We start from the raw sequence: 23,301 nt of genomic DNA on the forward strand, positions 1-23,301 counted from the left end.
GCCCCGCATCCGCGAGGCGGCATACGTCATAGCGAGGAAGAATCCGACGCTCGATCTGATCGTCCCTGGCAGCGGAATTCCAATAACCTGGTCATTGGCCGCGAGGGAATTGGTTATGCGTCCGGCGGTCGACAGCTTTATTGCCCGCGCAATGGACAGTCGATCGGCAACAAGAGCGGCTCGGCAGCAACGGCGGCGGCACAGTGCGGCCATGAGCGGCCAATCCGCATGAAATATCGTCAGGCCCCTTCGATCGACAAAGCGGCCTTTCATCAATGCAATAATCAAGCGGTGCGCGTCACGGCGAACGCGTCTTCCGCTGCCACCGTGTCCAGCGCCTCACACAACAGCTGAGCGCGGGCGGCAAGCCATTCAGCTCGGCGAACGCATTACTTTGGCCATCGCCATGACGGCTCGGACAGATGCTCCGCAAAATAATCGGACAGCGCAGCCACCTTCGCAGGACGCGCGCGCGCCGATGGCGTGACGAAGTAGAGGCCGCCCTTCGTCAACGACCAGTCGGTGAGGATCGCTTCGAGGCGGCCATCGGCCAGATATTCGCCAGCGATGAATTCGGGCAACTCGGCAATTGCGAGGCCGTCGAGCAGCGTGGGCAGCAGCGCATCGGAATTCGTCACGCGCAATGGGCCGGTCGGCATGACCGGCTCCTCCTCGCCCGCGGCGTTCGTGAAGCGCCACACATCGCTGCGCGCGCGGTACGCGTATGAGAGGCACGGCCGCTCCACCAGTTCGCGCGGATGCGCTGGCCGCCCTTCGCGCTTCAGATACGCTGGCGACGCCACCACGAATTGTGTGACCGCGCACAGCCGTCGCGCGACCAGCGACGAATCCGGCAGCGCGGCGATGCGCAGTGCGGCGTCAAACCCATCGGCGACCAGATCGACCGACGCATCCGAAAGATGCAGGTCGATCGACACCTCCGGGTACGCACGAAAGAAGCCGGGCAGCAGCGGCGCGACCCAGCGCAGCCCGAACGACATCGGCACGGCCAGGCGCACCAGTCCGCGCGGCTGCACTGACATCTCGCGCGCTGCGCTTTCTGCTTCTTCGGCCTGACGGTAGATCTCTCCAGCCTTCTCGCAGATCGTCCTGCCGAACTCGGTAAGCGAGAGCTGGCGCGATGTACGGTTGAAAAGCCGTGCGCCGAGCCGGTCCTCCAGACGAGCGACGCCACGCGAGACCGTAGCCACCGATACCCCCATCGCGCGCGCAGCGGCCGCGAACGATCCTTCCTCGGCGACCTTCGCGAACATCGCGAGTCCTTCGAAATCAGGCAGCTTCGCCATTTCCCCTCATCTTTTCATTTTTGCAACGTTAGATTGCAATCAATTCTATTTCGAAAAGCCTGGGGCGTCGATATTCTCCTCACATCGCAGCACGCAACACCGACCGCAGTCACCCACTTACCGAACTACAGGAGAAACACCATGGCACGCAAGCTCGACAACAAGATCGCACTCGTTACCGGCGCAACCAGCGGCATCGGCCTCGCCACCGCACAGCGTTTCGCGGCAGAAGCGGCGCACGTCTTCCTCACCGGCCGCCGTCAGGCTGAACTCGATGCCGCGGTAAAGAGCATCCGCGAAGCAGGCGGCAACGCGACGGGTGTACGTGTCGATTCCACGAAGCTGGGTGAGCTCGACGCGCTGTATGCGCAGATCAAGGAAGAACAGGGGCATCTCGACGTGCTGTTCGCGAACGCCGGCGGCGGTTCGATGCTTCCGCTTGGCAGCATCACCGAAGAACACTACGACGACACCTTCGATCGCAATGTGAAGGGCGTGCTCTTCACGGTGCAAAAGGCGCTGCCACTGCTCGCCGAGGGCGCGTCGGTGATTCTCACGGGTTCGACGGCAGGCAGTGCGGGCACGGCTGCATTCAGCGTGTATTCGGCCTCGAAAGCCGCGGTGCGCGCCTTCGTACGCAGTTGGATTCTCGATTTGAAGGATCGCCGCGTCCGCGTGAACACGATTAGCCCGGGCGCGACGCGCACGCCCGGCCTGCTCGACCTCGCCGGTGCCGATGCCGCCCAACGCCAGGGTCTCGCCGATTACCTGGCTGCCCAGATCCCGATGGCGCGCCTCGGCGAGCCCGGCGAGATCGCGAGCGCCGCGCTGTTCCTTGCCTCGGACGACGCGAGCTTCGTGAACGGTATCGAGTTGTTCGTCGATGGCGGCCAGCAGCAGATCTAGGCGTAGTTCGAGCGCGCAGGGCGCAGCGGAGGCGGTCTTCGGAAATCGCACCCGCGCCCGGCGCGTAAGGCATTTGAGCGCAGGCACATCATGATCCAACATCGTCCTCATATTGCGCGCGGCGCAGTCAGGTGGGATTGGCTCAACACGCGAGCGCATTTCCGAGTCGGCCAATGCGGACGAACCGACCCTGCGCCGATCGGCGCGCTCTACGTGTGGAACGACGATGAGTTCGCGCCGCACTCGGGCTTCGACCTGCATGCTCACCGCGACGTCGAGATCGTGACATGGGTGCGCTCGGGCGCGATCACGTACGAAGACGACGCGGGCAATCGCGCGCGACTGGTCGCCGATTCCGTACAGGTGATGAGTGCGGGCACCGCGGTCCACCATTCCGAGCGTAACGAAGAAGATGTGCCTGCACGGCTATTCCAGATCTGGCTGCATCCGCGCACGTCGGGCGGCACGCCCCGTTGGGCGACGCGTATCTGTTCGCGCGGATGTCGCGAAGGCCGCTTCGTCACGCTCGCGAGCGGCGATCCCGACGATGTGCGCGCGGGCGCGCTGCCCATCCATGCGGACGCGCGCGTGCGTATCGCAACGTTACGCGAAGGCACGACGGTGCACCACGTGCTGCCGACGTCACGCCGGGCGTATCTGGTTGCCGATCATGGTCGGCTTGATGTCGGCGAAGTCCGGCTCGCGCCACGCGATGGAGTTGCCGTACGCGACGAATCGCAGCTTACATTGGTGGCGCGAGACGACACCGATGTCGTGATAGTCGAGCTTTTGCGGTAAGGAAATTGTGCCGTTGGGCTCGCGCGCGATGACATTCCTCACTGGTTTCCACGTTTTGCACAAGACTAGGTTTGGTAGCTTTAAACGGCTCTTTTGCGATGAGGACCTGACTTTGATTCCGCATGACCGGATGTCTCTGATGGGTCGGCTGCTGCCTGACGCGGCCGATTACCAAGGCAACAACGGCGAGGGCACAATGTCCAGACCGGGATCGATCACAAGCGATCGGTCAATGGTGCGTTGCTTGTATCGTTGGCATCTACGGCAACTATAAAAGCGCATGCGTTCTGCGCCCGTATGTTCGTGCGCGTAGATTGAGCGATGTGATCGTTATACGGCCCTCGCTTCTTCGGGGTGACAGGTTGATCCAGTTTATCTTGCGTATGTCGTGAGTTCCGAGCATAGCCCGAATTTCGATGGACAATTTCGCATATTTTTGTCCATTTCGCCCGGTCGCCGATGAACAGCCCGATATTGCGATACTGCCTATTTACAAGGCTTTCAGCTTGTCCATTTTCTCTACACTTTAGCGTGATGGCGGCTACAAAAGCGCGTATCGCGTGGTCGCGACGGATGCGCAGCAGGGGCCCGCGGTGGGCAACTATGCGCTCAAGTCGCTGAATGCGAAGTCGATTGCCGTCGTCGACGACGCGACGGCGTACGGCAAGGGTCTCGCCGACGAGTTCGCGAAAGCGGCGCAGGCGGGCGGCGGGCGCATCGTCGCGCGGGAGGCCACGACCGACAAGGCAACCGATTTCCGCGCCATTCTCACCACCATCAAGAGCGCGCATCCCGACGTCATCATGTTCGGCGGCATGGATTCGACCGTCGGCCCGTTCATCCGCCAGGCGGCCGCGCTTGGCTTGACCGCCAAGGTGCTGAGCGGCGACGGCGCATGCACGGAGAAAGTGGCGGAACTCGCCGGCGACGCGGTGAACAATCTTGTCTGTTCTGAAGCGAGTCTTGCCGTGTCGCGCATGCCGAAGGGCGCTGAGTTCGAAAAGCGCTTCGAGGCGCGTTTCAATGGACCGATTCTCTTCAACGCGCCGTTCGCCTACGACGCCGTGTACGTCGTCGCCGACGCGATGAAGCGGGCCAACACGACGGATGCCGCGAAGGTGCTGGAAGCGATCCCTGCCACCGATTACAACGGCGTAATCGGCCACATCGCATTCGATGCGCACGGCGACATGAAGGAAGGCGCGATTACGCTGTATCACTATCAGGACAGGAAGAAGACACTTCTCGATGTCGTGAAGTTCGGCGGTGCGTCGGCCTGAGTCGGCTCAAGAAGGTTGATGCAACCGGCGCGGCTTCTGCCTGGCGCGAGCCGCGCTGTCCGTTGCCAGCTTTCCGCCCGCGCTGGCCGCTTCCTTGCCGATTCCGGATGGATTGACGCCGCCCAGCATCAGTTGTTCGGTGGACCAGCGGTAGTAAATGTCCGGATGACGCGCGCCAGTTTTACGGACCCCCTTGCGCTTACGTCGCATCGTGCGCGCAGGCATCGGTTTCGGCGCATGAACTTTGGCAGAGGGCTTCGCAGGTATGCCACCAAATCTTTCCAACGGCAGCACGACGATCGTCGGCGCGATACCGGGTTGAACCGCTAACGCGTCGGCGGCGCACAGTGCGAGCCCGCATACTGTGAGCACGAGCCGCCGGACTAACGTGACGAAGCGGACGCGTGCGCGCCACTCGCGACAACTTTCGATGTGCCGCCTCGCGCGAACGGGGGCGTAGGGCTCCTGGCGGATCAAGATTCCGATCCGTCGGCCGACGTCAATTTGTCTGCTGTCTTGCCGATCCGTTCGATCTGTACGCGCCTCGACCGCGCGTGTGTCAGTCCTAATGCCTTCGCCGCAGCGTAAGAGAGATCGATGATGCGGCCCTTCACGAACGGACCGCGATCGTTGATGCGCACGACGACTGACTTTTCCGTTACCAGCGAAGTGACGCGCACGTACGAACCGAACGGTAGCGTTCGATGAGCGGCTGTCATAGACAGATGGTCGTAGCGTTCTCCGTTTGCGGTCCGGCGTCCGTGGAACTTCGATGCATACCACGAGGCATCGCCCAATTGCAGCGCACTACCCGTAGATTTGAACGCGATGTCCAAGGGCGGCGCGAGATACTCGCTTGCTGAAACATCGACGGAAGTGGCGGTCGACATGTGCGGCGCCGAATCTGAGATGGTTGCGGTCGCACGGGATGCCTGGTGCTCTGATGGGTTTTGTGCGCAAGCGGCACATAAACCCGAAATGCATAGTATTCCAAAGTAGCGGATGGACAACACGATCGACCCCCATATCGTCACGGGAAACGGGATCTAACGGTCTCGAAAAGTTCGCGTTGACGAAGTGCCGGCGTCGGGCCGAATTCTTGACAGATGTTTACCGTTATTGCCACGTGAGTGGATGAGCGATGGAGGGCAGGCGTCCGAAAACGCCCGCTAGAACCGCTGTCGCTCACTTGCCCATCACGGCTTCGAGCGATTCGCCCGTCACGACGATCTCCGTGCGGCGATTGCGTGCGCGTCCTTCGGGCGTGTCGTTGTCGGAGACGGGACGGTCGAACGCGTAGCCCTTCAATGAAACGCGTGAAGCGCCGATGCCGCGGCGCTCCAGTTCATCCGCAACCGTCTTTGCACGCGCTTCCGACAGTTGCTGGTTGTATTCGCGCGTGCCGACGTTATCCGTATGGCCTTCGACGATCATTGGCTTTTTCGTGCGGTTCAGCACGACGACGACGCGTGCGATGGCGGATTCGGAGTCGGCGCGCAAGCTCGATTCGTTGAAGTCGAACAGCACTTTCTCGGGCAGACGCACCTGCACGCCGTCCTTGACCTGCGTCACTTCGATGCCGGCTTTCCGGTTGAGCGCTTCTTCATTTTGACGATCGAGTCCCGAGCAGGCGGCCAGCAGCGAAAGGGACAAGGCGCAGGTGACGAGAGGCAACAGTTTTCTCATGATCGTGGTGTTTTTGCGGAAGTTGGGAACGGACAGGCGCTTTTTGCGGGCGACAGTCGGGTCATCGCGCGACCACTGCGATGCGAAGGCAAGCGCTTCGAACCTCGATTTTTTATCCGAAAAGACAAGACTGTGATCAGTTATCCATAGTTTTTTCGAAATTTGACAAGAAGGTGTCGCATGCATGCACCGGATTGCAAACAAGCGTGAAACTTGCGGCCGACGGCGCGTGACGGTCCGCGATCGACATTCGCTGGCGTCACTCGACAATAGCGTTGCCGACGTTCGCGGTGAGTGAAATGCGGTTTCGAATCTCTGAGCGGAGCGAGAAACGATCACGAGACTGAGATCAGGCAAGAAATGTCTGTGCGTCGCTGACCCAATGGGCCGCTGCAATGGGACAAGGCGCCCGCGAGCATCGACTGTGTGACATCAGGTCGCACGCCTAACACCAGATTCCTGGTCGCGTCCTTGATGGAGATCACGATTTCAAAAACGGCGCGTCTCTAGAATCGCCGAGCACATAAGACCTTGTGCACTTTGCCTTGCAAACCCCACACGTGCATAGCGTGGTTCAACGATTATTGGGCAAATATGTTAGCCAAAAGAACCTTAAGAGGTTGCCTCATACCGGTCAGCATCGGTCTGACTGCGTTTCTCACGGGATGTCAACTCGAAGTGCTTGACCCGAAAGGCAACGTCGGGGTCGCCGAAAAGTCGCTGATAGCGACGGCGACCTGGACAATGCTGATCGTCGTCATTCCCGTCATTCTGTTGACGTTATTGTTCGCGTGGCGCTATCGGGCGTCGAACCGGAACGCGGCCTATGCGCCGAAGTGGTCGCACTCCACGGCGATCGAAGTGGTCGTGTGGACGATACCCGCGCTGATCATTTTGTTCCTCGGCATCCTGACGTGGAGAACCACGCACGAGCTCGATCCGTACAAGCCGCTCGAATCGAACGTCAAGCCGATCGATGTCGAAGTCGTCGCGCTCGACTGGAAGTGGCTCTTCATCTATCCCGACCTTGGCATTGCATCGGTGAACCAGCTGGCGATGCCCGTCGGCACGCCCGTCAACTTCCACATCACGTCCGACTCGGTGATGAACTCGTTCTTCATCCCGCAACTCGGCACGCAGGTCTACGCGATGGCGGGCATGCAGACGCGCGTGCATCTGATCGCGGATGCGCAGGGCGACTACGCGGGCGTGTCGGCGAATTTCAGCGGCAAGGGCTTCTCGGACATGAAGTTCCGCACGCTCGCCGTGAGTGAGGCCGATTTCAACGGCTGGGTGCAGAAGGTCAAGGCGTCGCCGGACCGGCTCGACATGGACCGCTACGGCGTCGTCGCGAAGCCGAGCGAGAAGGAGCCGGTTCGCTATTTCTCGTCGGTGGACCCGAAGCTGTTCCACAACGTCATTGCGAAATACAACAGTGGCCATGTCGTCGATTTCCGTGACGCCAACTGCGGCACGAACGCTTCGAAGGAGTAACGCATGTTCGGCAATCTGACTTTAGAGGCGATTCCGTTCGATCAGCCGATCATCATGGGCGCGGGCGCTCTCATGGGGCTGATCGTTCTGGCCGTCGGCGTGTTTCTCACGCGCGCACACAAGTGGCGCTGGCTGTGGACCGAATGGCTCACGAGCGTCGATCACAAGAGAATCGGCGTGATGTACATCGTCGTGGCCGTGCTGATGCTGCTGCGCGGCTTCGCTGACGCCGTGATGATGCGTCTGCAGCTTGCACTCGCGAGCGGCGGCGCGGCGGGCTATCTGCCGCCGCATCACTACGACCAGATTTTCACCGCGCACGGCGTCATCATGATCTTCTTCATGGCGATGGCGCTGATGGTGGGCCTGTTCAACATCGTCGTGCCGTTGCAGATCGGCGCGCGCGACGTCGCGTTTCCGTTCCTGAACTCGCTGAGTTTCTGGATGACGGCGATCAGCTCGATCCTGATGAACATTTCGCTGGTGATCGGCGAGTTCGCGCAAGTCGGCTGGCTGGCGTATCCGCCGCTCTCCGAGTTGCAATTCAGTCCGGGTGTGGGCGTCGACTATTACATCTTGGCGCTGGAATTGTCTGGTGTCGGCACGCTGATCACGGCGATCAACTTCTTCGTGACGATCGTCAGGATGCGCGCACCCGGCATGACGCTGATGAAGATGCCCGTGTTCACGTGGACGGCGCTCTGCTCGAACGTGCTGATCATGGCGACGTTCCCGATCCTGACGGTTGCGCTGGCGCTGCTCGGTCTGGACCGCTACATGGACATGCACTTCTTCACGAACGAGGCCGGCGGCAACGCGATGCTGTATCTGAACCTGATCTGGGCCTGGGGACACCCCGAGGTCTACATTCTGGTTCTGCCGGCGTTCGGCATCTATTCGGAAGTGATCTCCACATTCGCGAAGAAGCCGCTGTTCGGCTACAAGACGATGGTGTACGCATCGTGCGTGATCATGGTGCTGGCGTTCCTCGTGTGGGCGCACCACTTCTTCACGATGGGTTCGGGCGCTGATGTCAACGCGTTCTTTGGCATCGCGACGATGATCATTGCGATTCCGACGGGCGTGAAGATCTTCAACTGGCTGTTCACGATCTACCGCGGCCGCCTCGAAATCACGGCACCCGTGCTGTGGACCATTGGCTTCATGATCACGTTCACGATCGGCGGCATGACGGGCGTGATGCTGGCGATTCCGGGCGCGGACTTCGTGCTGCATAACAGCCTGTTCCTGATCGCGCACTTCCATAACGCGATCATCGGCGGCGTGGTGTTCGGTTATCTCGCTGGCTTCAGCTACTGGTTCCCGAAGGTGTTCGGCTTCAAGCTGAACGACAAGCTCGGCAAGAGCGCGTTCTGGTGCTGGTTCGTCGGCTTCTACGTGGCGTTCATGCCGCTCTACGTGCTCGGCTTCATGGGTGCGACGCGCCGTCTGAATCACTACGACAACCCTGCATGGCAGCCGTACATGATCGCTGCCGCGATCGGCGTCGCGCTGATCGCGATCGGCGTCGTGTTCCAGGTCACGCAGGTGGTGGTCAGCATCATCAACCGCAACAAGCCGGAGTATCGCGATGTGACCGGCGATCCGTGGGGTGCGCGCACGCTCGAATGGTCGATCTCGTCGCCGCCGCCCGCCTATAACTTCGCGACGATTCCCGTCGTCGAGGAACTGGATGCGTTCGCGCACATGAAGGAAACGGGCAGGGGGCTTGGCGTGAAGGCGGAGTATCAGGACATCCACATGCCGTCGAACACGGGCGCTGGCTTCTTCATCGGCATGTTCAGTCTCTCGCTCGGTTTCGCCGCCGTGTGGCATATCTGGTGGCTCGCGATCGTGTCGCTGGTGGCGATCGCGGCGACCGTGATCGGCCGTAGCTTCGGCCGCGACGAGGGCTACTACATCCCGGCCGACGTGGTGCGGTCAATCGAAAACAAAGGCCGCGCGCCGCTTCCGAAGCATGCTGAAGCGCCGCTGGCTCTCGCGGAGGTCGAGTGATGCTGCAAAAAGTCTCTGCCGCTACCTTGAACGAGGTCGACGGCCACGGCCATCATGGCGAATCGCATTCCGTGTTCGGCTTCTGGCTGTACCTGATGACCGACTGCGTGCTGTTCGCGTCGTTGTTCGCGGTGTTCGCCGTAATGGCGCACCAGTTCAACGCCGGGCCGACGGGCAAGGATCTGTTCGACATTCCCGGCGTCGCCCTCGAAACGGCTGCGCTGCTGTTGAGCAGCATCACCTACGGCTTCGCGATGGTCGCTGCGCGCCGCGACAATCCGCGTGCCGTGCTGACGTGGCTCGCCGTAACTTTCGTGCTCGGCCTCCTGTTCCTGAAGCTGGAACTGACCGAGTTCTCACATCTGATCGCGGAAGGCGCCGGTCCGTCGCGCAGCGCGTTCCTGTCGTCGTTCTTCGCGCTGGTCGGCACGCACGGCCTGCACGTCGCGACGGGCCTGATCTGGATGGCCGTGCTTGCCGTTCAGGTGGCGCGCGCGCCGCAACTGACGCGGCGCGAGATCACGCGTCTGACGTGCCTGAGCCTCTTCTGGCACTTCCTAGACGTCGTGTGGATCGGCGTGTTTACCTTTGTCTATCTCGGGAGCGTGCTCTAAATGGCTCACTCGAATTCACATGCGCTTCATCCGGAAGCGGGCCACGGCGGGATCGGCAGCTATGTGGTTGGCTTCGTTCTGGCCGTGGTGTTGACGGCCACCGCGTTCGGTGTCGTGATGCAAGGCTGGCTGCCTGCCAGTTCGGCACCGCTCGCGCTTGCCGCGCTTGCCGTCGTGCAGATCGTCGTGCATCTGGTGTTTTTCCTGCACATGAGCGTGTCGACGCCGGGCCAACGCTGGAATACCCTCGCGCTCGCTTACACGGTGCTTGCCGCGATGTTTCTGGTGTTCGGGACGGTATGGGTGATGCACAACGTCAGCATGAACATGATGTCGCGCTAACAGCGTTGACGATGTATCCGGGCATCGCGTCGTGAGACGCGATGCAGGCGGAAGCGAAGCCGAAGGACAGAGATGTTCTTCGGCTTTTCTGTTGGCGCGCCGATGGGGGGCGCTATCGCGCGAACGGCAAGCGAACGGAAGTGACGACGCCGTAATGCCGTATCACGCGGCGCGAGTCGGCGTGCAAGCCCAAGGGGAAATGAAAGCGGACAGGGCGCCGCAAAGCGGGTAGCTCACGCAGAGCCAGAACGCAAAAAAGCGGCAAGCATCCGATGCTTGCCGCTTCCGTGTACTTCATGTATTCGTTGGTAGGCTCGATTGGACTCGAACCAACGACCCCCACCATGTCAAGGTGGTGCTCTAACCAGCTGAGCTACGAGCCTAGCGAAGGCGCGAATTATAGAGACACACTTTCGATCGCGCAAGCCCTCGGCGTGATTTTGTGCCGGTGGCCGGGTGCGCGCGGGACCTGGCCGTTGAACGACGCGCGGGCGCCGCGCTGTTCCTGTTTCGGGTGCTCCCCAGAACGGCGCGAGACGGCTACGATTGACGATGACGCATATCGGAGGCGAGCCGGTTCATGAAAGGATTTCGTCCGCATTTTCCGCACTTCGTTCGCGACCACACGCATACCGTGTTGCGCGATCTGGCATGGACGTCATTGCCATTCGTGCTGCTGTTCACCGTGGTCGTGTGGCTCGTCGTGTGGCTGGTCGATCCGGCGCCGCCGCGTTCGATCACGATCAGCGCTGGCCCGCGCGACAGCTCGTTCATGCAGATCGCGCAGGAGTATCGAAAGATCCTCGCGCGCAACGGCGTGACGCTCAATGTGCTGGCATCGGACGGCTCGGTGCAGAACCTCGACCGGCTGCTCGATCCGAAACAGAAAGTGGACATCGCGCTCGTGCAAGGCGGCGTGTCTGGCGGACGGGATACGACGTCGCTGATGTCGCTCGGAAGCGTCACATATGTGCCGATCATCGTGTTCTATCGCGGCCGGGGTTTGACGCAGTTGTCGGATCTGGAAGGCAAGCGCATCGCGATCGGCCGCGAGGGTAGCGGGACGCGGATGCTGTCGCTGAATCTGCTGGAATCGAACGGCGTCTACGCGGGCGGCGAAACGACGCTGCTGCCGCTCGACGGGCTCGATGCCGCGAAGGCGCTCGTCTCGAACCAGGTCGACGCGGCGCTGCTGAGTGGTGACTCGGCCACGCGCGTGTTGATGTTGCGGCTGCTCGGCATTCCCGGTATCTCGGTGATGGACTTCGGCGAGGCGAGCGCCTACACGAGGATATTCCCCTATCTCGACGAACTCGACCTGCCGCCTGGCGTGCTCGATCTGCGCCGGAGGATTCCGCCGGAGACGGTGCATCTGATCAGCCCGACCGTCGAACTCGTCGCGCGGGGCAACCTTCATCCGGCGATCTCCGACCTGTTGATCGAAGCCGCGCAGGAAGTGCACGGGATGGCCGGCCTGTTGCAGAAGGCGGGGCAGTTTCCGAATCCGACGGTGCGCGAGTTTCGCATCAGCGAGGACGCGACGCGCTACTACAAGTCAGGCAAGAGCTTCCTGTACCGGACGCTGCCGTTCTGGCTCGCGACCGTGGTCGACCGCCTGCTGGTGCTGCTGCTGCCGATCGCCGTGCTGCTGTTCCCCGCGTTGCGGCTGATTCCGGCGCTCTTCACCTGGCGCGTGCGCTCGCGCATCTATCGCTACTACGGCTCGCTGATCGCGATCGAGCGCGAGGCGATGCGCGACTCGTCGGCCGAGGAGCGCAGCAAGCTGCTGATGGAGCTCGATCAGATCGACGCGTCGTTGAACACGTTACGGATGCCGCTCGCCTACGCCGACGGCTTCTACGTGCTGCGCGAGCACGTGCGGTTCGTACGGCAGCGGTTGGAGGGCGTTCCGGAGCGGGCGCGTGCGCATCAGTAGCGGCGGGTGCCGAGAGCTTGCTCCGACGTGAAAAGTCTTGGTGAGTCAAGCAGATGCGTTTGGAGTCCGGGTGTTGTCCACAGGGTTATCAAGAAAATCTGTGGGTAAGTCAGGGGCGGGCAAAAGGCTTGCTGATCCCGTCCGAATGAGCCTGTGGTTCAGACGGGAAATTCGATTGCATCGAGTCAGATGCAATGGAATCCGAAATACATCCGATGCGACTTTGCGCAACCTGACCCCTCTTGCACAAACGCTTTCCTCGCGCGAAAAGCCTGTCCTGATGTGACGGGACAGGCTTTCTTGTGCATCTGGCACGTGTCCGTTCGCAGACACAGACGTTCCCGCGACGCGATGCATATCGACGACTCAACCGGAACGATCGACAAGACGCAGTCGCGCACCGTCGCAGACGTTCAAGCCGTGCGACGACTTACGGACGGCCGTACATCGCGTTCCAGTCCGCAGCCGAAACCCCCGGACGGCCCGCTTGCGACGCGCCGTTTGCGACACCGCCGTAACCGCTCGCTGCGCTGTTTTGCGCGTTCACCCGTGTCTGTGCGGCGAGCAGTTCATCCGGGTAGTGCGCTTCCGAGCCTGCGCCCGGACGATAGCCGGCCTTCTCCAGTTGAACCAGTTCCGCGCGGACCTGGGCGCGGGTGACAGACTGGTTCGCCTGAGCGAACGACATGGCGGGAGCAACGAGAACAACGGCGACGGCGACAGCCTTGATCAGCGACTTCATGACAACCTCCAACTTTGCTATGACTTTGCGAACAGCCCTGTTCGCAATCAGTGTGAGAGGGAGTGTAGGTAAGTAGCCGCTTAAGATTAAGGCTGTCTGCGGGAAGTGATTTTTCCAAAAACAAGGGTTAACACCTGGAGATCCGCTGCAACAAGGTTCATCGGCTCAGCGCTGCTCCAGCTTCAATTTTTTCCCGTAGCCGGTCAGTTCGAGGTAGCCACGCCCGGCCGGCTGACCGTCCCGGCTGACGGCGACGGCGCCTTCCCAATACAGCGCGCCCGTCGAATCGCGCGAATCGAGTTCCTGATCGTCGAGCAACGGCGTCAGTTGCCAGCGCGTGTCGCCTGTCCGCACGACGGTCGCCACGGGATAGAGCGTATTCGTGCACGGCGAGCGCCATTGGCGGACGGGCGTGAAATCGACTGCGCCGGGACCGTATTGCGTGACGCGCCCATCGGCGGCACGCAGCGCTGCATGGGCCCAGACCGCGTGTCCGTCGACGCCGCGCACCTTGAACGCCATCAGCGCCGCGCCGTCCGACAGATTCGCCCCGAGCCAGTCCCAGCCTGCCGCGTCAGCGGCGAGCAGCGCGCTCGACCATTCGTGATCGAGCCACGCGCTGCCCGTCACGGGCGTGGGCGTCGATGCCGCCGCGCCACTGGCGCCGTTCGGGGCAGGACGCGTGACGCTGCCCGTCACTCGCAGTTGCGGCTCGCTGTAGTAGTAGCTCGCCTGCTCCGGCAGCGGCCCTTTGCGCGAATAGCCGTTCGCCCCCTGAACGAGCGGCGCCTGCGTCGGCGTGAACGTGAGATGCAGCGCGAAGCCGGCGGCGTCGGCCGTGACGTCGTAGTGACCGTCCGGCGCGCGGACCATGCGCCATGTATCGAGCCGCACGTCGGTGTTATCCGGCTTCGCATAGGCAAGGCCGAAACCTTGCCGCGCGATCTTCTGATCGTGCACGAGCCGGCCGAACGCCGGGTCGCTCAGCGCGGCATGCGCGATGATCAGCTGCGTCGGCGCGAAGGCGCTCGGGTCGCTCGCGGGATGGCCCGTCGCCGAGCGGAAGAACGTGATCTGAAAGCCGAGCGGCTGATGATCGGGCGTTTCTAGCCAGCCCGTCGCGTACCACCATTCGGTGCGAAACGCGGGATGCGCGCCCGTGTCTTGCGGCAACACGACGGGCTTGTCGGGCGTCACGTTCGCGAATGGGGAGTCGCCGGGCGGCGCTGCCGCAAGCGCAGCCGACGACGCGCACAACACGCAAGCGAACGCCGGCAACAGAAGAAGCACGCCACGCATCACCAGTCCTCCCTGACGGCGCGCACGGCATCGACGGATACGGCCCGCCGGCCTGCCGCGACGGCTGTCGTGCACGACGACGCGAGCATCACGATGGCCAGCGCCGACAGCAACATCCACGGCACATGCAGCGACATGCTCCAGTGAAACGACTGCGGATTGACGACGAACACGAGTATCAGACTGATCGCGAAGCCGAGCGCGCAGCCCATCGCGATGCCGAGCGCCGTGAGCAATCCGCCTTCCGTCGCGAGCAGCGCAAGAATCTGTCCGCGCGTCACGCCGACGTGGCGCAGCATGCCGAACTCGCGCGAGCGCGAGAGCGTCTGCGCGGAAAAGGTCGCCGCGACGCCGAACAGCCCGATCACGATGGCGACGGCTTCCAGCAGATAGGTGACGGCGAAGCTGCGGTCGAAGATCGTCAACGTGCGTGCGCGGATGTCGCCGGGCTGCGCGAAGTCGAGTGCGCTTGCGAACGGCAGCGCGCGCAAGGCGGCGATCGCCTGCGCGGCGCTTACGCCGCGATCGAGCGTGAGGGCGGCATCGGTGGCGCTGGTGTCGCCCGTGAGGCGCCGATAGTCGGCGAGACGGATTTCGAGCGCACCCGTCTGCCGCACGTAGTCGCGCCAGATGCCCGCGACGACGAACACCGAGCCACGTCCGGCGTGCATGCCAGGTGCGCTTGAAGTGCCAAATGTGCCAAATGTGCCGATCGGCAGCGCCAACCGTTGACCGACGTGATAGCCATACAGATCGACCATCGCTTCGGACGCCCAGACGGGCGTTTCGCCCTCTCTCAACGCGGACGGCGGAAGTGTCTCGCCCGTGATCTGCAGGTTCGCGCCCGGGTCGGCGGCGTCGATTTCGCGCGCGAGCAGCGCCACTGCGGGCCGTGACGGATCGAGCGTCAGTTGCGATGTGCGCGCGAACGCCGCGTGTCTGATGCCGCGCGTCGCGGCGATCATCGCCTGCTGCTGCGGGTTCAAGCCGCCCGTGTCGCCGTTCGGCGCGACGCGCACGTAGACATCGGCGGAAAGCAGATGCGCGAGCCATTCCTCGACCGACACGCGAAAGCTCGACACCATGATCGCCATCGCGACGATCAGCGTGAAGCTCGACAGCACGCCGCCCATCGCAATCGACGCCTGCCCCGGCGCATTCGCGAGCCGCGCGAGCGCGAGCGCCGTCACGGGCGCGCGCTGCCGTCCGTCGCGCGCGCGGCTCAGCGCGCGGAACAGCTGCGACGTGACACGCGGCATCAGCGCAATGCCGCCAATCAGCAGCAGCGCGACGGCGAGATAGCCCGCGATGGGCATATCGAAGACGGGCGGCGCTTGCGTCAGCGCCACGCCGAGCGCGAGGCAGCAGAGCGCCGGCCACGGCGTCGAGAGCTTGCCGAGCACGGCTTCTTCGCCGCCCGCCTTCAGCGCGGGCGCGGGATGCGCGCGCGCCGCTTCGAGCGCGGGCACGAGACTGCCAAGCAGCGCCACGCCGATGCCGAGCGCAAGAAATATCGCGCTGGCGACGGGCTCGAAGCCGACGCTCGGCTGCACGCCAGGAAAATAGCCGCCGCCCAGATCGCTGCCGAAAAAGCGCAGCACGGCATAAGCGAGCGCGAAGCCGAGCGCGATGCCGCCGATCGCGCCGAGCGTCCCGAGCAACGCGCCTTCGAGCAGGATCTGCCGCAGCAACTGGGCGCGCGTGATGCCGAGCACGCGCAGCATCGCGAATTGCGCGCGCCGGCGCACGACGCCGAGCGCCTGCGTCGAGAACACGAGAAACGCGCCCGTAAAAAGGGCGACGAGCGCGAGCACGTTCATGTTGATCCGGTAGGCGCGCGAGAGCCGGTCGGTGCGGCTTTCGACATCGCGCGTCGCCGTCACCATGAAGCGGCTGCCGAGCCGCGCCTGCAACGCTTGCCGGAAGCGTTCGCGATCGACGCCGCGCTCCAGTTGCAGATCGACGCGCGACAGCTTGCCGAGCCGCCCGAAGCGCCACTGCGCGGCCGCGATATCCATCACGCCGATGCGCTGCCCGGGCCGCGCACGGACGATGCCGCCCGCGACGCGCAAGCGCACGTCCGATGTGCCGCTGCGCAGCGTCACCGTATCGCCGATGCGCACGCCGAGCCACTGCTGCGCGGCGGGCGAGAGGAAGATCGCGTCGTCGGCGAGCGAGTCGAACGAATGATCGCTGTCCGTCACGCCCGTCAGATCGGGCGCGATGCGGCCTGCGCGAAATACGTCGATGCCGAGCACCTTCAGCGGCGCGGTGCGGCTCGGCACCGTTACGTCGAGTTCGAGCACGGGGCTCGCGAGCGCGACGCCCGCTTGTGTCGCAAGCTGCGGATACGCGCGTTCGTCGAACGTGGGCTGCGAGCCGCGCACCTGTAAGTCCGCTTCGCCCGACAGGCTGCGCGCGGCCGCCGAGAACTCGTTGAACGCGGCGCTGTTGATCAGCTGCACCGCGTAGCCGAGCGCGACGCCCAGCGCGATCGTCGCAATCGCGATCAGCGCGCGGCCTTTGTGGCTGCGCCATTCGGCGGCGAGCAGCCAGCGCGTGAGCGTGCGCAGTCCATGGGGCTTGCGTCGCGTGTTGTCCGTGAATACAGAGTCATTCATCGGAGGGGCGCAGCGCGTGCGACGAGCGGACGTGCGTTGCGTGCAGCTTGCCGTCGCTCAAAACGAGGACGCGGTCCGCGAAGGCCGCGGCCGCCTCCGAATGCGTGACCATCATCGCCGCCGCGCCGTTCGCTTTTGTTTCCTCGCGCAGCAGCGCCAGCACTTCGTGTGCGGTGTCGGGGTCGAGATTGCCCGTCGGTTCGTCGGCGAGGATGAGCGTAGGCCGGTGCACCAGCGCACGCGCGATCGCGACGCGTTGCAGTTCGCCGCCCGAAAGCTGGCGCGGCATGTCATCGCCGCGCCCTTCGAGTCCGACGGCCGCGAGCATTTCGTTCGCGCGCGCCGGGGCGATGCCGTTCAGCAGCAGCGGCAACGCGACGTTTTGCGCGAGCGTCAGATGCGGCAGCACGTGAAATGCCTGAAACACGAAGCCGAGCTTCTGACGGCGCAGGCGTGTGGCCGCGTCGTCGTCGAGCGTGGAGACGGGCGTGCCGTCGATCAGCACGTCACCGCTATCCGCGTGATCGAGGCCCGCGATCAGATTCAGCAATGTCGACTTGCCGACGCCCGAATCGCCCATGATCGCGACGAACTCGCCCGCGCCGAGCGCGAAATCGAGGCGCTCGAGCACGACGCGCTTCACGTCGTATGCCTTGCTCAGTGCACGGCATTCGAGCGCGGGCAGGACAGGGCTATCGGAAGGCTGCATGCAATTCCTTGCTTGTGGGTCTGCGGCTGCATTTGTTTTGACCGTTTTAGCATGCCGCAGCGATCCGCGCATGCTGTTAGCCGCGCAGAGCACACAAGCAACCGACCGACGACACCCGCCCCGCAACGCAAGACGCTCATCGCGACCACGGCGCAAAACTATTCGCGCCCAGCGAACAGCAACGCTCGATCAATCGCGCCAGCATGCCGCGTGATGTCGCGAGATGGGTGGTCAGCGAAAGCCGTGCAGCCATATCGCCATCCGCGCTGACCCAGACACGCTCGCCGCGCTGCAGGCGGAACGTATCGCCGATCTGCAACCAATGGTCATACGGTGACGCCGCGCGCGTCAGCCACACGCGCGCGCCTTGCACCAAAAGCTCGGTGTTCGCATCGACGCGCCATGACATCGTCGCGCCGGGTTGTACTTCGAAGTGGACGACGACTCTGGGTAATCGCTCTTCCTGCAAACGCGATAAGCAGAGCGAATCGTCATCGGTGAACTGCTGGCAAACCTTGTCCATCATGCACTCCGTCAAATGAGCCGGAGGACGGAAGGCGCCACTCAAACAAAAGGCCCCTTCCGTTTACCGGCGGGGCCTTGGGATCGTTCAGCTGACTGCTGCGGATATCTAACGCACGCACGCTCCCATAGGCCCGCCGCGATGGCGTTCCATTGGGTTTTTATAAATCGCGTAGGCGATGGTGGTGAGCGTCAGCATGTATTCGAGTTTGTCGTGACGCCGATGCATTGTCAACCAGTTTTCTCGCGCGCGTTGCATCATCATGAAACTGCCCTCGAACTCGAAACGAATACACGGCGTACGCGCAGGTAGAGCAATGCGCAGCCCGTGATGACGAGCGGCCACAACAGATACCAGCCCGTCGCGCAACACAATCCCGCCACCGCAACCAGCGCGACGCGCGCGCAACGATGCGCCCAGCTGCCGCGCGGCAACAGTCGCAATGCCGCTGCCGTGCCAAGCGCATACACGGTGACGAACGAACCTGTCGTGAGCAGCACGAGCGGTTTCGGACCGACACCCGCGATGACCACGACGACGAGCGCGAATGTGGCAAGCGCTGCTATCACGAACAGGCTGCGACGCGGTACATCGCCGGCGCGGCTGCCTTGTGCGAGCCACCCGGGCAGCGCGCCGTCGCGCCCCAGTGCCGCGCCGAGCTTTGCGGCGCCCGCGAAATAGGCGTTCATCGTGCCGAGCGTGAGCAGCAGCGCGGCGACTGCGGCCAGTATCTGCACCTTGCCGCCGAGTCCCCGCGCGAGCAGTTCCGCGAGCGGCGCGCCCGACGCGCCTGCGTTCGGCCCGAGCACCATCACACTCGCTGTCGCGACGCCCATATACAGCACGCCGACTACGACGACGGCGATACCCGCCGCCATCGGCAGATCATGCGCGGGACGGCGAAACTCCGCGGCGAGATGCGTGATGGCCTCCCAGCCCGCGAAGCTCCAGACCAGCAGCGCTGCCGCCGGAAAAACCGCGAGCCAGCCATGCGGCGCAAACGGATGCAGGTTGGCGACTTGCGCATGTGGCGCCGATGCGATCACGGCCGCGAGCAGCAGCGCGACGAGCAACGCGGCGAGCACCAGTTGCAGCCTTCCCGATACCGTGAGCCCGAGCGCATTGGCAAGCGTCACGGTCAGCATCAACGCGGCGGCTGTGCCGATCACTGCCCATTCGCCGCCACCGAACGCCGCCGCGACATACGCGCCACCGAACATCGCCGCGGCCGGCGCGCCCGCGGGCACCGCAAAGTAGAAGCACCAGCCGACGATGGCCGCGATGCGCGGCCCGAACGCGTTGCGCACATAGGTCGAGACGCCGCCCGCGTCCGGATAGCGTGCACCGAGCGCGGCAAACGTGGCCGCGAGCGGCACCGACAGCACGACGAGCGCGAGCCACGCAACGAGCGACGCGGGGCCCGCGGCCTCGGCGGCGAGCGCGGGCAGCGCAATCACGCCCGTGCCGAGCACCGCGCCCACATAGAGCGCGGCGCCCTGCATCACGCTCAGACTCCCGGCGCGCGTCGATGCGCTCATGCGTGGACCTCGGCCGGCTCGTTCGCGCAGCGCGATTGCGACGGCGTGCCGTGACGGCCGTGACGATCGGCGCGGTCCGCGCGCATCGTGTGCCATTCCGTGACCTCGCGAGGACGCACGAGCAGATCGGCAAGCGCCTCGTGATACGCACGCCGATACGGCCGGTGAATCTGTTCGTCGTTCGCATCTTCCCGGCTTTCCCACGTCTCGTAGAGCATCAGACGGCATGGCGAATCGGGGTCTCGATGCAGCACGGCTTCATGAAAATCCGGCTCGTTGCGCATCGCGTCGAGCACGCCGTTCAGCAGCCTCAAAAAGCGTTCGAGTTTGTCGGGCCGCACCTGGAAACGGACCACATACGTAACGTGCATACTACGTATCCTCATTGAATCATCAGCGATGAATACCTTTATACTCTTCAATAGCTGACAACCGATGTCATGAATTAGGAAGGGCGTGAAAATTGGCGACGAGCCGTCTCGTTTCGATGCTGTTGATGCTGCAGGTCAAGGGCCGAGTGACCGCCCAGGCGCTCGCCGATGAGTTCGACGTGTCGATCCGCACCGTCTATCGCGACATCGACCAGTTGAGCGCGGCGGGCGTGCCCGTGTATGCGGATCGCGGGCCTGGCGGCGGCTTCGCGCTGCTCGACGGCTATCGCGCGAAGCTGACGGGCATCACGAAGGCCGAAGCCGAAACGCTGTCGATTGCCGGCCTGACGGGCGCGGCATCCGATCTCGGCCTGTCAGAGCAGCTAAGGGCCGCGCAGCTCAAGCTCGTCACCGCGCTGCCCGATGCCGCGCCCGACACCTCGCGCATCGGTTCGCGCCTGCATATCGATCCCGTCGGCTGGTATCAGCGGCCATCGCCGACGCCGTGGCTCACGTTGCTCGCGGGCGCGGTGTGGGAACAGAAGCGCATCTCGATGCAGTACCGCACGTGGAACGGCCGCGACGAAAACGAAGGCGTGCGCGTGCGCGACCCGCTCGGGCTCGTGCTGAAGGGCGGCGAATGGTATCTGGTCGCGCGCGTGCGCACGCAGTTGCGCACCTATCGCGTGTCGAGCATCACGCAGTTGACGGTGCATGACGAAACGTTCGAACGTCCGGATGGTTTCGACTTGCGCGACGAATGGACGTCGGCTGTCGCGGCCTTCGAGAAGGGCCTGCTCAAGCACACGGCGCGCTTGCGCCTGTCGCCGGAAGGCATGACGCGTCTGCACCGGCTCGGCGCGGCGGCCGTCGAACAGGCGCAGATCATGCCGCCTTCGGAGCAGGACGGCTGGCAAGAAGTGACGCTGCCCGTCGAACAGTTCGGCTACGCGGCCGAACAACTGCTAGGCTTCGCGGGTCATGTCGAAGTACTCGATCCGCCGGAATTGCGCGAGCGTTTGCGCAAGCTCGGCGAGCAGATCGCGACGCTCAACGCGGGCTGACTGCGCGAACGCAAAGGCTTCAACGGCACAACGCACGGGGGCACTCGCATGCAAGCGCGCGTGCATGCAAGGCACGAACGCACACAAACGCGCAAACGCAAGCATCAAACCCGATGCGGCCCGACGATCCCCAGCTTCGCAATCCGCCGGTACAGCGTCGCGCGCGACATGCCCAGCGCTTCGGCCGCCGCATTCGGCCGCCAATGATTCCGCGTGAGCGCATCGACGATGCGCGCGCGCTCGTCGTCGAGAGACGCGAGCGCGGGGCGCGGCGCTGCTTCGTCGGGCGCGAGCAGCGCCGCCACATCCGGCGACACATGCCGCAGTTCGACGCGCGTCGAGTCGCACACCGCGCACGCATAGCGCAACACGTTGCGCAACTGGCGGATGTTGCCCGGCCACGCAAAACACGCGAGGCGCCCGGCGAGGCGCGCGTCCAGAGTCAGCACATGTCCCGCGCTTTGCGCTTCCTCGTCGAAGACGGCATGCACGACATCGAGAATATCGGTGCGCTCGCGCAGCGGCGGCATATGCAGTGTCGCGCCGCTCAGCCGGTAATACAGGTCTTCGCGGAACGTGCCATCGTCGACCATGCGCGCCAGATCGCGATGCGTCGCGCAGATCACGTCGATATCGACGCGCACGGGCGCATCGCCGCCCAGCGGCAGCACTTCGCCTTCGGCGAGCACGCGCAACAGGCGCGTCTGCAGATTGAGCGGCATATCGCCGATTTCATCGAGGAACAGCGTGCCGCCATTCGCCTGCGCGATCTTGCCTCGCGCGCCCCGGCTGCGCGCGCCCGTGAACGCCCCGGGTGCATAGCCGAACAGTTCGCTCTCGATCAGCGAATCGGGAATCGCGCCGCAGTTCACGGCGACGAACGGCTTCGCGCGCCGCGCGCCCGACGCATGCAGCGCCTGCGCGAACACTTCCTTGCCGACGCCCGTCTCGCCGAGGATCAGGATCGGCAGATGCTTGCCGGCGATCCGCAACGCGACTTCCGCATTGCGCGCGAGACGCGAATCGCGGCTGTGCAGGAAGCGGCTGATGGCGTCGAGATTCGTGGCCGCGCGGGCATCGGATGATGCGTTGAAGGCGTTCGCGGAAGTAGCGACAGGCGTGACACGCGAAGGCCGCTTCAACGGCGCGCGAATGCGCGCATAGAGCAGCGCGCCCGTCGCGCGCAGACGCAGTGGCACGATGGTATCCGTGCGCGCCACGTCATGCAGATGCACGGCCGACGTATCGAAGATCTCGTCGACATGACGCGGCCCGCTCAGCCCCGCGATGCACTCCTGCGCCTTGCGGTTCGACGCGGCGATGTTGCCGCATTCGTCGAACGCGATCAGCACTTCGGGTTGCGCTTCGACGAAGTTGCGGCTCTGGTGTCCGAAGATCACCCAATGCTGCGCCGTCTGATTGAGGAAATAGCCGTCCTCGATCAGCGCCGCGCTTTGCCGCACGAGCTGAAACACGAGCCGCTGGCTGTCGCGGTTGTCTGGCGACCGCACGGCCGACGCATCGAGCACGCCGATCAGTTCGCCCGACGGCGAGAAGATCGGCGACGCGCTGCACGTGAGCGTCGTGAACGCCGCGCGGAAGTGATCGGTCTTGTGCACGGTGATGGGCGCGAGATCGGTCAGCACGCTGGCGATGCCGCACGTGCCTTCTTCGCGCTCCGACCAGCACGAGCCGATATAGAGGCCCGCATGCTTGAAATCGCCGCGCCGGTCGCGGTCGATCCGATAGTCGATCGTGACGCCGTGCGCGTCGGTCAGCATCACGCAGTAGTCGGCCACGCGGATCATGTCGTGCAGGCGCGTGAGGCACTGGCCCGACGCGCGCAAGAACGCTTCTTCCTTGCCTTGCACTTCGCGCAACTCGACTGGCGTGAGCACGCGCGGCCCGATCACCGAGCCCGGGTCGAGCCGGTATTGCTCATACGAACGCTGCCACGACGACACGAGGCGCGACGAATTGGCGGGCGCGGGCAGGCGTCCTTCGATCGCACCGCGCACGCGGTCGATGTGCTGCGTTTGAGAGACGTAAGGCATG

General features: G+C 63.8%; 21 protein-coding genes, 1 tRNA gene and 1 pseudogene. 9 read left to right on the forward strand and 14 right to left on the reverse strand.

The annotated features are described in order from the left end of the window. Window positions 1-389 precede the first annotated feature (389 nt). Window positions 390-1,307, reverse strand: a complete 918-nt coding sequence (locus tag BN2476_RS25350) for a LysR family transcriptional regulator (protein ID WP_087736916.1) — start codon at window positions 1,305-1,307, stop codon at window positions 390-392. 141 nt (window positions 1,308-1,448) lie between these two features. On the opposite strand from BN2476_RS25350, the gene BN2476_RS25355 reads away from it, so the two are divergent. The 3 genes and pseudogenes from BN2476_RS25355 to BN2476_RS25365 form a co-directional block, all read left to right on the forward strand. Beyond that, the gene (locus BN2476_RS25355; RefSeq protein WP_087736917.1) at window positions 1,449-2,213 is read left to right on the forward strand and encodes an SDR family NAD(P)-dependent oxidoreductase; all 765 of its coding nucleotides are present in this window, start codon (window positions 1,449-1,451) and stop codon (window positions 2,211-2,213) included. Between the two features lie 90 nt (window positions 2,214-2,303). Further along, a complete protein-coding gene (locus BN2476_RS25360; RefSeq protein WP_087736918.1) occupies window positions 2,304-3,011 on the forward strand; it encodes a pirin family protein in 708 nt (235 codons plus the stop codon). 539 nt (window positions 3,012-3,550) lie between these two features. Continuing rightward, a pseudogene (locus BN2476_RS25365) lies at window positions 3,551-4,291 on the forward strand (branched-chain amino acid ABC transporter substrate-binding protein); the annotation flags it as partial. A 6-nt stretch (window positions 4,292-4,297) separates the two neighbouring features. Here the strand turns inward: BN2476_RS25365 and BN2476_RS25370 are convergent. The 3 genes from BN2476_RS25370 to BN2476_RS25380 form a co-directional block, all read right to left on the reverse strand. Beyond that, window positions 4,298-4,768: a hypothetical protein gene (locus tag BN2476_RS25370; protein ID WP_143811037.1), complete on the reverse strand. Its 471-nt coding sequence runs from the start codon at window positions 4,766-4,768 to the stop codon at window positions 4,298-4,300. Further along, window positions 4,765-5,304, reverse strand: a complete 540-nt coding sequence (locus tag BN2476_RS25375) for a septal ring lytic transglycosylase RlpA family protein (protein WP_235850961.1) — start codon at window positions 5,302-5,304, stop codon at window positions 4,765-4,767. Before BN2476_RS25375 ends, BN2476_RS25370 begins: the two co-directional genes overlap by 4 nt. Before the next feature lie 172 nt (window positions 5,305-5,476). Next, window positions 5,477-5,977 (reverse strand): OmpA family protein, encoded by a 501-nt coding sequence (locus tag BN2476_RS25380; RefSeq protein ID WP_087737075.1) that lies wholly within the window; start codon window positions 5,975-5,977, stop codon window positions 5,477-5,479. 594 nt (window positions 5,978-6,571) lie between these two features. On the opposite strand from BN2476_RS25380, the gene cyoA reads away from it, so the two are divergent. Genes cyoA through cyoD form a run of 4 tightly spaced genes read left to right on the forward strand, consistent with a single transcriptional unit; the run spans window position 6,572 to window position 10,443 of the window. Then, window positions 6,572-7,471: a ubiquinol oxidase subunit II gene (cyoA, locus tag BN2476_RS25385; protein WP_087736921.1), complete on the forward strand. Its 900-nt coding sequence runs from the start codon at window positions 6,572-6,574 to the stop codon at window positions 7,469-7,471. A 3-nt stretch (window positions 7,472-7,474) separates the two neighbouring features. After that, window positions 7,475-9,487 carry a cytochrome o ubiquinol oxidase subunit I gene (cyoB, locus tag BN2476_RS25390; RefSeq protein ID WP_087736922.1) on the forward strand — a complete coding sequence of 671 codons (2,013 nt, stop codon included), beginning with the start codon at window positions 7,475-7,477 and terminating at the stop codon, window positions 9,485-9,487. Then, the gene (gene cyoC, locus BN2476_RS25395; protein WP_087736923.1) at window positions 9,487-10,101 is read left to right on the forward strand and encodes a cytochrome o ubiquinol oxidase subunit III; all 615 of its coding nucleotides are present in this window, start codon (window positions 9,487-9,489) and stop codon (window positions 10,099-10,101) included. Before cyoB ends, cyoC begins: the two co-directional genes overlap by 1 nt. Next, window positions 10,102-10,443 (forward strand): cytochrome o ubiquinol oxidase subunit IV, encoded by a 342-nt coding sequence (gene cyoD, locus BN2476_RS25400; protein WP_087736924.1) that lies wholly within the window; start codon window positions 10,102-10,104, stop codon window positions 10,441-10,443. It begins immediately after the preceding gene. Window positions 10,444-10,749: 306 nt separating this feature from the next. Here the strand turns inward: cyoD and BN2476_RS25405 are convergent. Further along, a tRNA-Val gene (locus BN2476_RS25405) sits at window positions 10,750-10,826 on the reverse strand. 197 nt (window positions 10,827-11,023) lie between these two features. On the opposite strand from BN2476_RS25405, the gene BN2476_RS25410 reads away from it, so the two are divergent. Then, window positions 11,024-12,379, forward strand: coding sequence for a TAXI family TRAP transporter solute-binding subunit (locus tag BN2476_RS25410; RefSeq protein WP_087736925.1), 1,356 nt, complete (start codon window positions 11,024-11,026; stop codon window positions 12,377-12,379). Between the two features lie 430 nt (window positions 12,380-12,809). On the opposite strand, the gene BN2476_RS25415 is transcribed toward BN2476_RS25410, so the two are convergent. The 8 genes from BN2476_RS25415 to BN2476_RS25445 form a co-directional block, all read right to left on the reverse strand. Continuing rightward, a complete protein-coding gene (locus BN2476_RS25415; RefSeq protein ID WP_087736926.1) occupies window positions 12,810-13,121 on the reverse strand; it encodes a DUF4148 domain-containing protein in 312 nt (103 codons plus the stop codon). 165 nt (window positions 13,122-13,286) lie between these two features. Further along, the gene (locus BN2476_RS25420; RefSeq protein WP_087736927.1) at window positions 13,287-14,420 is read right to left on the reverse strand and encodes a lipocalin-like domain-containing protein; all 1,134 of its coding nucleotides are present in this window, start codon (window positions 14,418-14,420) and stop codon (window positions 13,287-13,289) included. Then, entirely contained in the window at window positions 14,420-17,041 is a 2,622-nt protein-coding gene (locus tag BN2476_RS25425; protein WP_087736928.1) for an FtsX-like permease family protein, read from the reverse strand. The genes BN2476_RS25420 and BN2476_RS25425 overlap by 1 nt, the downstream gene beginning before the upstream one ends. Further along, on the reverse strand, window positions 17,034-17,750 hold the full coding sequence (locus BN2476_RS25430) for an ABC transporter ATP-binding protein (RefSeq protein WP_087736929.1): 717 nt from the start codon (window positions 17,748-17,750) through the stop codon (window positions 17,034-17,036). The genes BN2476_RS25425 and BN2476_RS25430 overlap by 8 nt, the downstream gene beginning before the upstream one ends. A gap of 136 nt (window positions 17,751-17,886) precedes the next feature. Beyond that, a complete protein-coding gene (locus tag BN2476_RS25435) occupies window positions 17,887-18,273 on the reverse strand; it encodes a DUF2917 domain-containing protein (protein ID WP_087736930.1) in 387 nt (128 codons plus the stop codon). A gap of 108 nt (window positions 18,274-18,381) precedes the next feature. Beyond that, on the reverse strand, window positions 18,382-18,537 hold the full coding sequence (locus tag BN2476_RS46580) for a hypothetical protein (protein ID WP_160111753.1): 156 nt from the start codon (window positions 18,535-18,537) through the stop codon (window positions 18,382-18,384). Next, window positions 18,534-19,811 (reverse strand): APC family permease, encoded by a 1,278-nt coding sequence (locus BN2476_RS25440; protein WP_087736931.1) that lies wholly within the window; start codon window positions 19,809-19,811, stop codon window positions 18,534-18,536. Before BN2476_RS25440 ends, BN2476_RS46580 begins: the two co-directional genes overlap by 4 nt. Beyond that, the gene (locus BN2476_RS25445; RefSeq protein WP_087736932.1) at window positions 19,808-20,182 is read right to left on the reverse strand and encodes a putative quinol monooxygenase; all 375 of its coding nucleotides are present in this window, start codon (window positions 20,180-20,182) and stop codon (window positions 19,808-19,810) included. The genes BN2476_RS25440 and BN2476_RS25445 overlap by 4 nt, the downstream gene beginning before the upstream one ends. Before the next feature lie 92 nt (window positions 20,183-20,274). On the opposite strand from BN2476_RS25445, the gene BN2476_RS25450 reads away from it, so the two are divergent. Beyond that, the gene (locus tag BN2476_RS25450; protein WP_087736933.1) at window positions 20,275-21,246 is read left to right on the forward strand and encodes a helix-turn-helix transcriptional regulator; all 972 of its coding nucleotides are present in this window, start codon (window positions 20,275-20,277) and stop codon (window positions 21,244-21,246) included. 104 nt (window positions 21,247-21,350) lie between these two features. Here the strand turns inward: BN2476_RS25450 and BN2476_RS25455 are convergent, their stop codons facing one another. Next, on the reverse strand, window positions 21,351-23,300 hold the full coding sequence (locus BN2476_RS25455) for a sigma-54-dependent Fis family transcriptional regulator (protein WP_087736934.1): 1,950 nt from the start codon (window positions 23,298-23,300) through the stop codon (window positions 21,351-21,353). Window position 23,301 lies beyond the last annotated feature (1 nt).

The sequence above is a fragment of the Paraburkholderia piptadeniae genome, assembly GCF_900007165.1.
In the GTDB taxonomy this organism is placed as follows: Bacteria; Pseudomonadota; Gammaproteobacteria; order Burkholderiales; family Burkholderiaceae; genus Paraburkholderia; species Paraburkholderia piptadeniae.

What these genes read in the sequence shown, in the direction of transcription:
- BN2476_RS25350 (WP_087736916.1), bottom strand. Translation starts at nt 1,307, where the DNA reads ATGGCGAAGCTGCCTGATTTCGAAGGACTCGCGATGTTCGCGAAGGTC.
- BN2476_RS25355 (WP_087736917.1), top strand. Translation starts at nt 1,449, where the DNA reads ATGGCACGCAAGCTCGACAACAAGATCGCACTCGTTACCGGCGCAACC.
- BN2476_RS25360 (WP_087736918.1), top strand. Translation starts at nt 2,304, where the DNA reads ATGATCCAACATCGTCCTCATATTGCGCGCGGCGCAGTCAGGTGGGAT.
- BN2476_RS25380 (WP_087737075.1), bottom strand. Translation starts at nt 5,977, where the DNA reads ATGAGAAAACTGTTGCCTCTCGTCACCTGCGCCTTGTCCCTTTCGCTG.
- cyoA (WP_087736921.1), top strand. Translation starts at nt 6,572, where the DNA reads ATGTTAGCCAAAAGAACCTTAAGAGGTTGCCTCATACCGGTCAGCATC.
- cyoB (WP_087736922.1), top strand. Translation starts at nt 7,475, where the DNA reads ATGTTCGGCAATCTGACTTTAGAGGCGATTCCGTTCGATCAGCCGATC.
- cyoC (WP_087736923.1), top strand. Translation starts at nt 9,487, where the DNA reads ATGCTGCAAAAAGTCTCTGCCGCTACCTTGAACGAGGTCGACGGCCAC.
- cyoD (WP_087736924.1), top strand. Translation starts at nt 10,102, where the DNA reads ATGGCTCACTCGAATTCACATGCGCTTCATCCGGAAGCGGGCCACGGC.
- BN2476_RS25410 (WP_087736925.1), top strand. Translation starts at nt 11,024, where the DNA reads ATGAAAGGATTTCGTCCGCATTTTCCGCACTTCGTTCGCGACCACACG.
- BN2476_RS25415 (WP_087736926.1), bottom strand. Translation starts at nt 13,121, where the DNA reads ATGAAGTCGCTGATCAAGGCTGTCGCCGTCGCCGTTGTTCTCGTTGCT.
- BN2476_RS25420 (WP_087736927.1), bottom strand. Translation starts at nt 14,420, where the DNA reads ATGCGTGGCGTGCTTCTTCTGTTGCCGGCGTTCGCTTGCGTGTTGTGC.
- BN2476_RS25425 (WP_087736928.1), bottom strand. Translation starts at nt 17,041, where the DNA reads ATGAATGACTCTGTATTCACGGACAACACGCGACGCAAGCCCCATGGA.
- BN2476_RS25430 (WP_087736929.1), bottom strand. Translation starts at nt 17,750, where the DNA reads ATGCAGCCTTCCGATAGCCCTGTCCTGCCCGCGCTCGAATGCCGTGCA.
- BN2476_RS25435 (WP_087736930.1), bottom strand. Translation starts at nt 18,273, where the DNA reads ATGGACAAGGTTTGCCAGCAGTTCACCGATGACGATTCGCTCTGCTTA.
- BN2476_RS46580 (WP_160111753.1), bottom strand. Translation starts at nt 18,537, where the DNA reads ATGATGATGCAACGCGCGCGAGAAAACTGGTTGACAATGCATCGGCGT.
- BN2476_RS25440 (WP_087736931.1), bottom strand. Translation starts at nt 19,811, where the DNA reads ATGAGCGCATCGACGCGCGCCGGGAGTCTGAGCGTGATGCAGGGCGCC.
- BN2476_RS25445 (WP_087736932.1), bottom strand. Translation starts at nt 20,182, where the DNA reads ATGCACGTTACGTATGTGGTCCGTTTCCAGGTGCGGCCCGACAAACTC.
- BN2476_RS25455 (WP_087736934.1), bottom strand. Translation starts at nt 23,300, where the DNA reads ATGCCTTACGTCTCTCAAACGCAGCACATCGACCGCGTGCGCGGTGCG.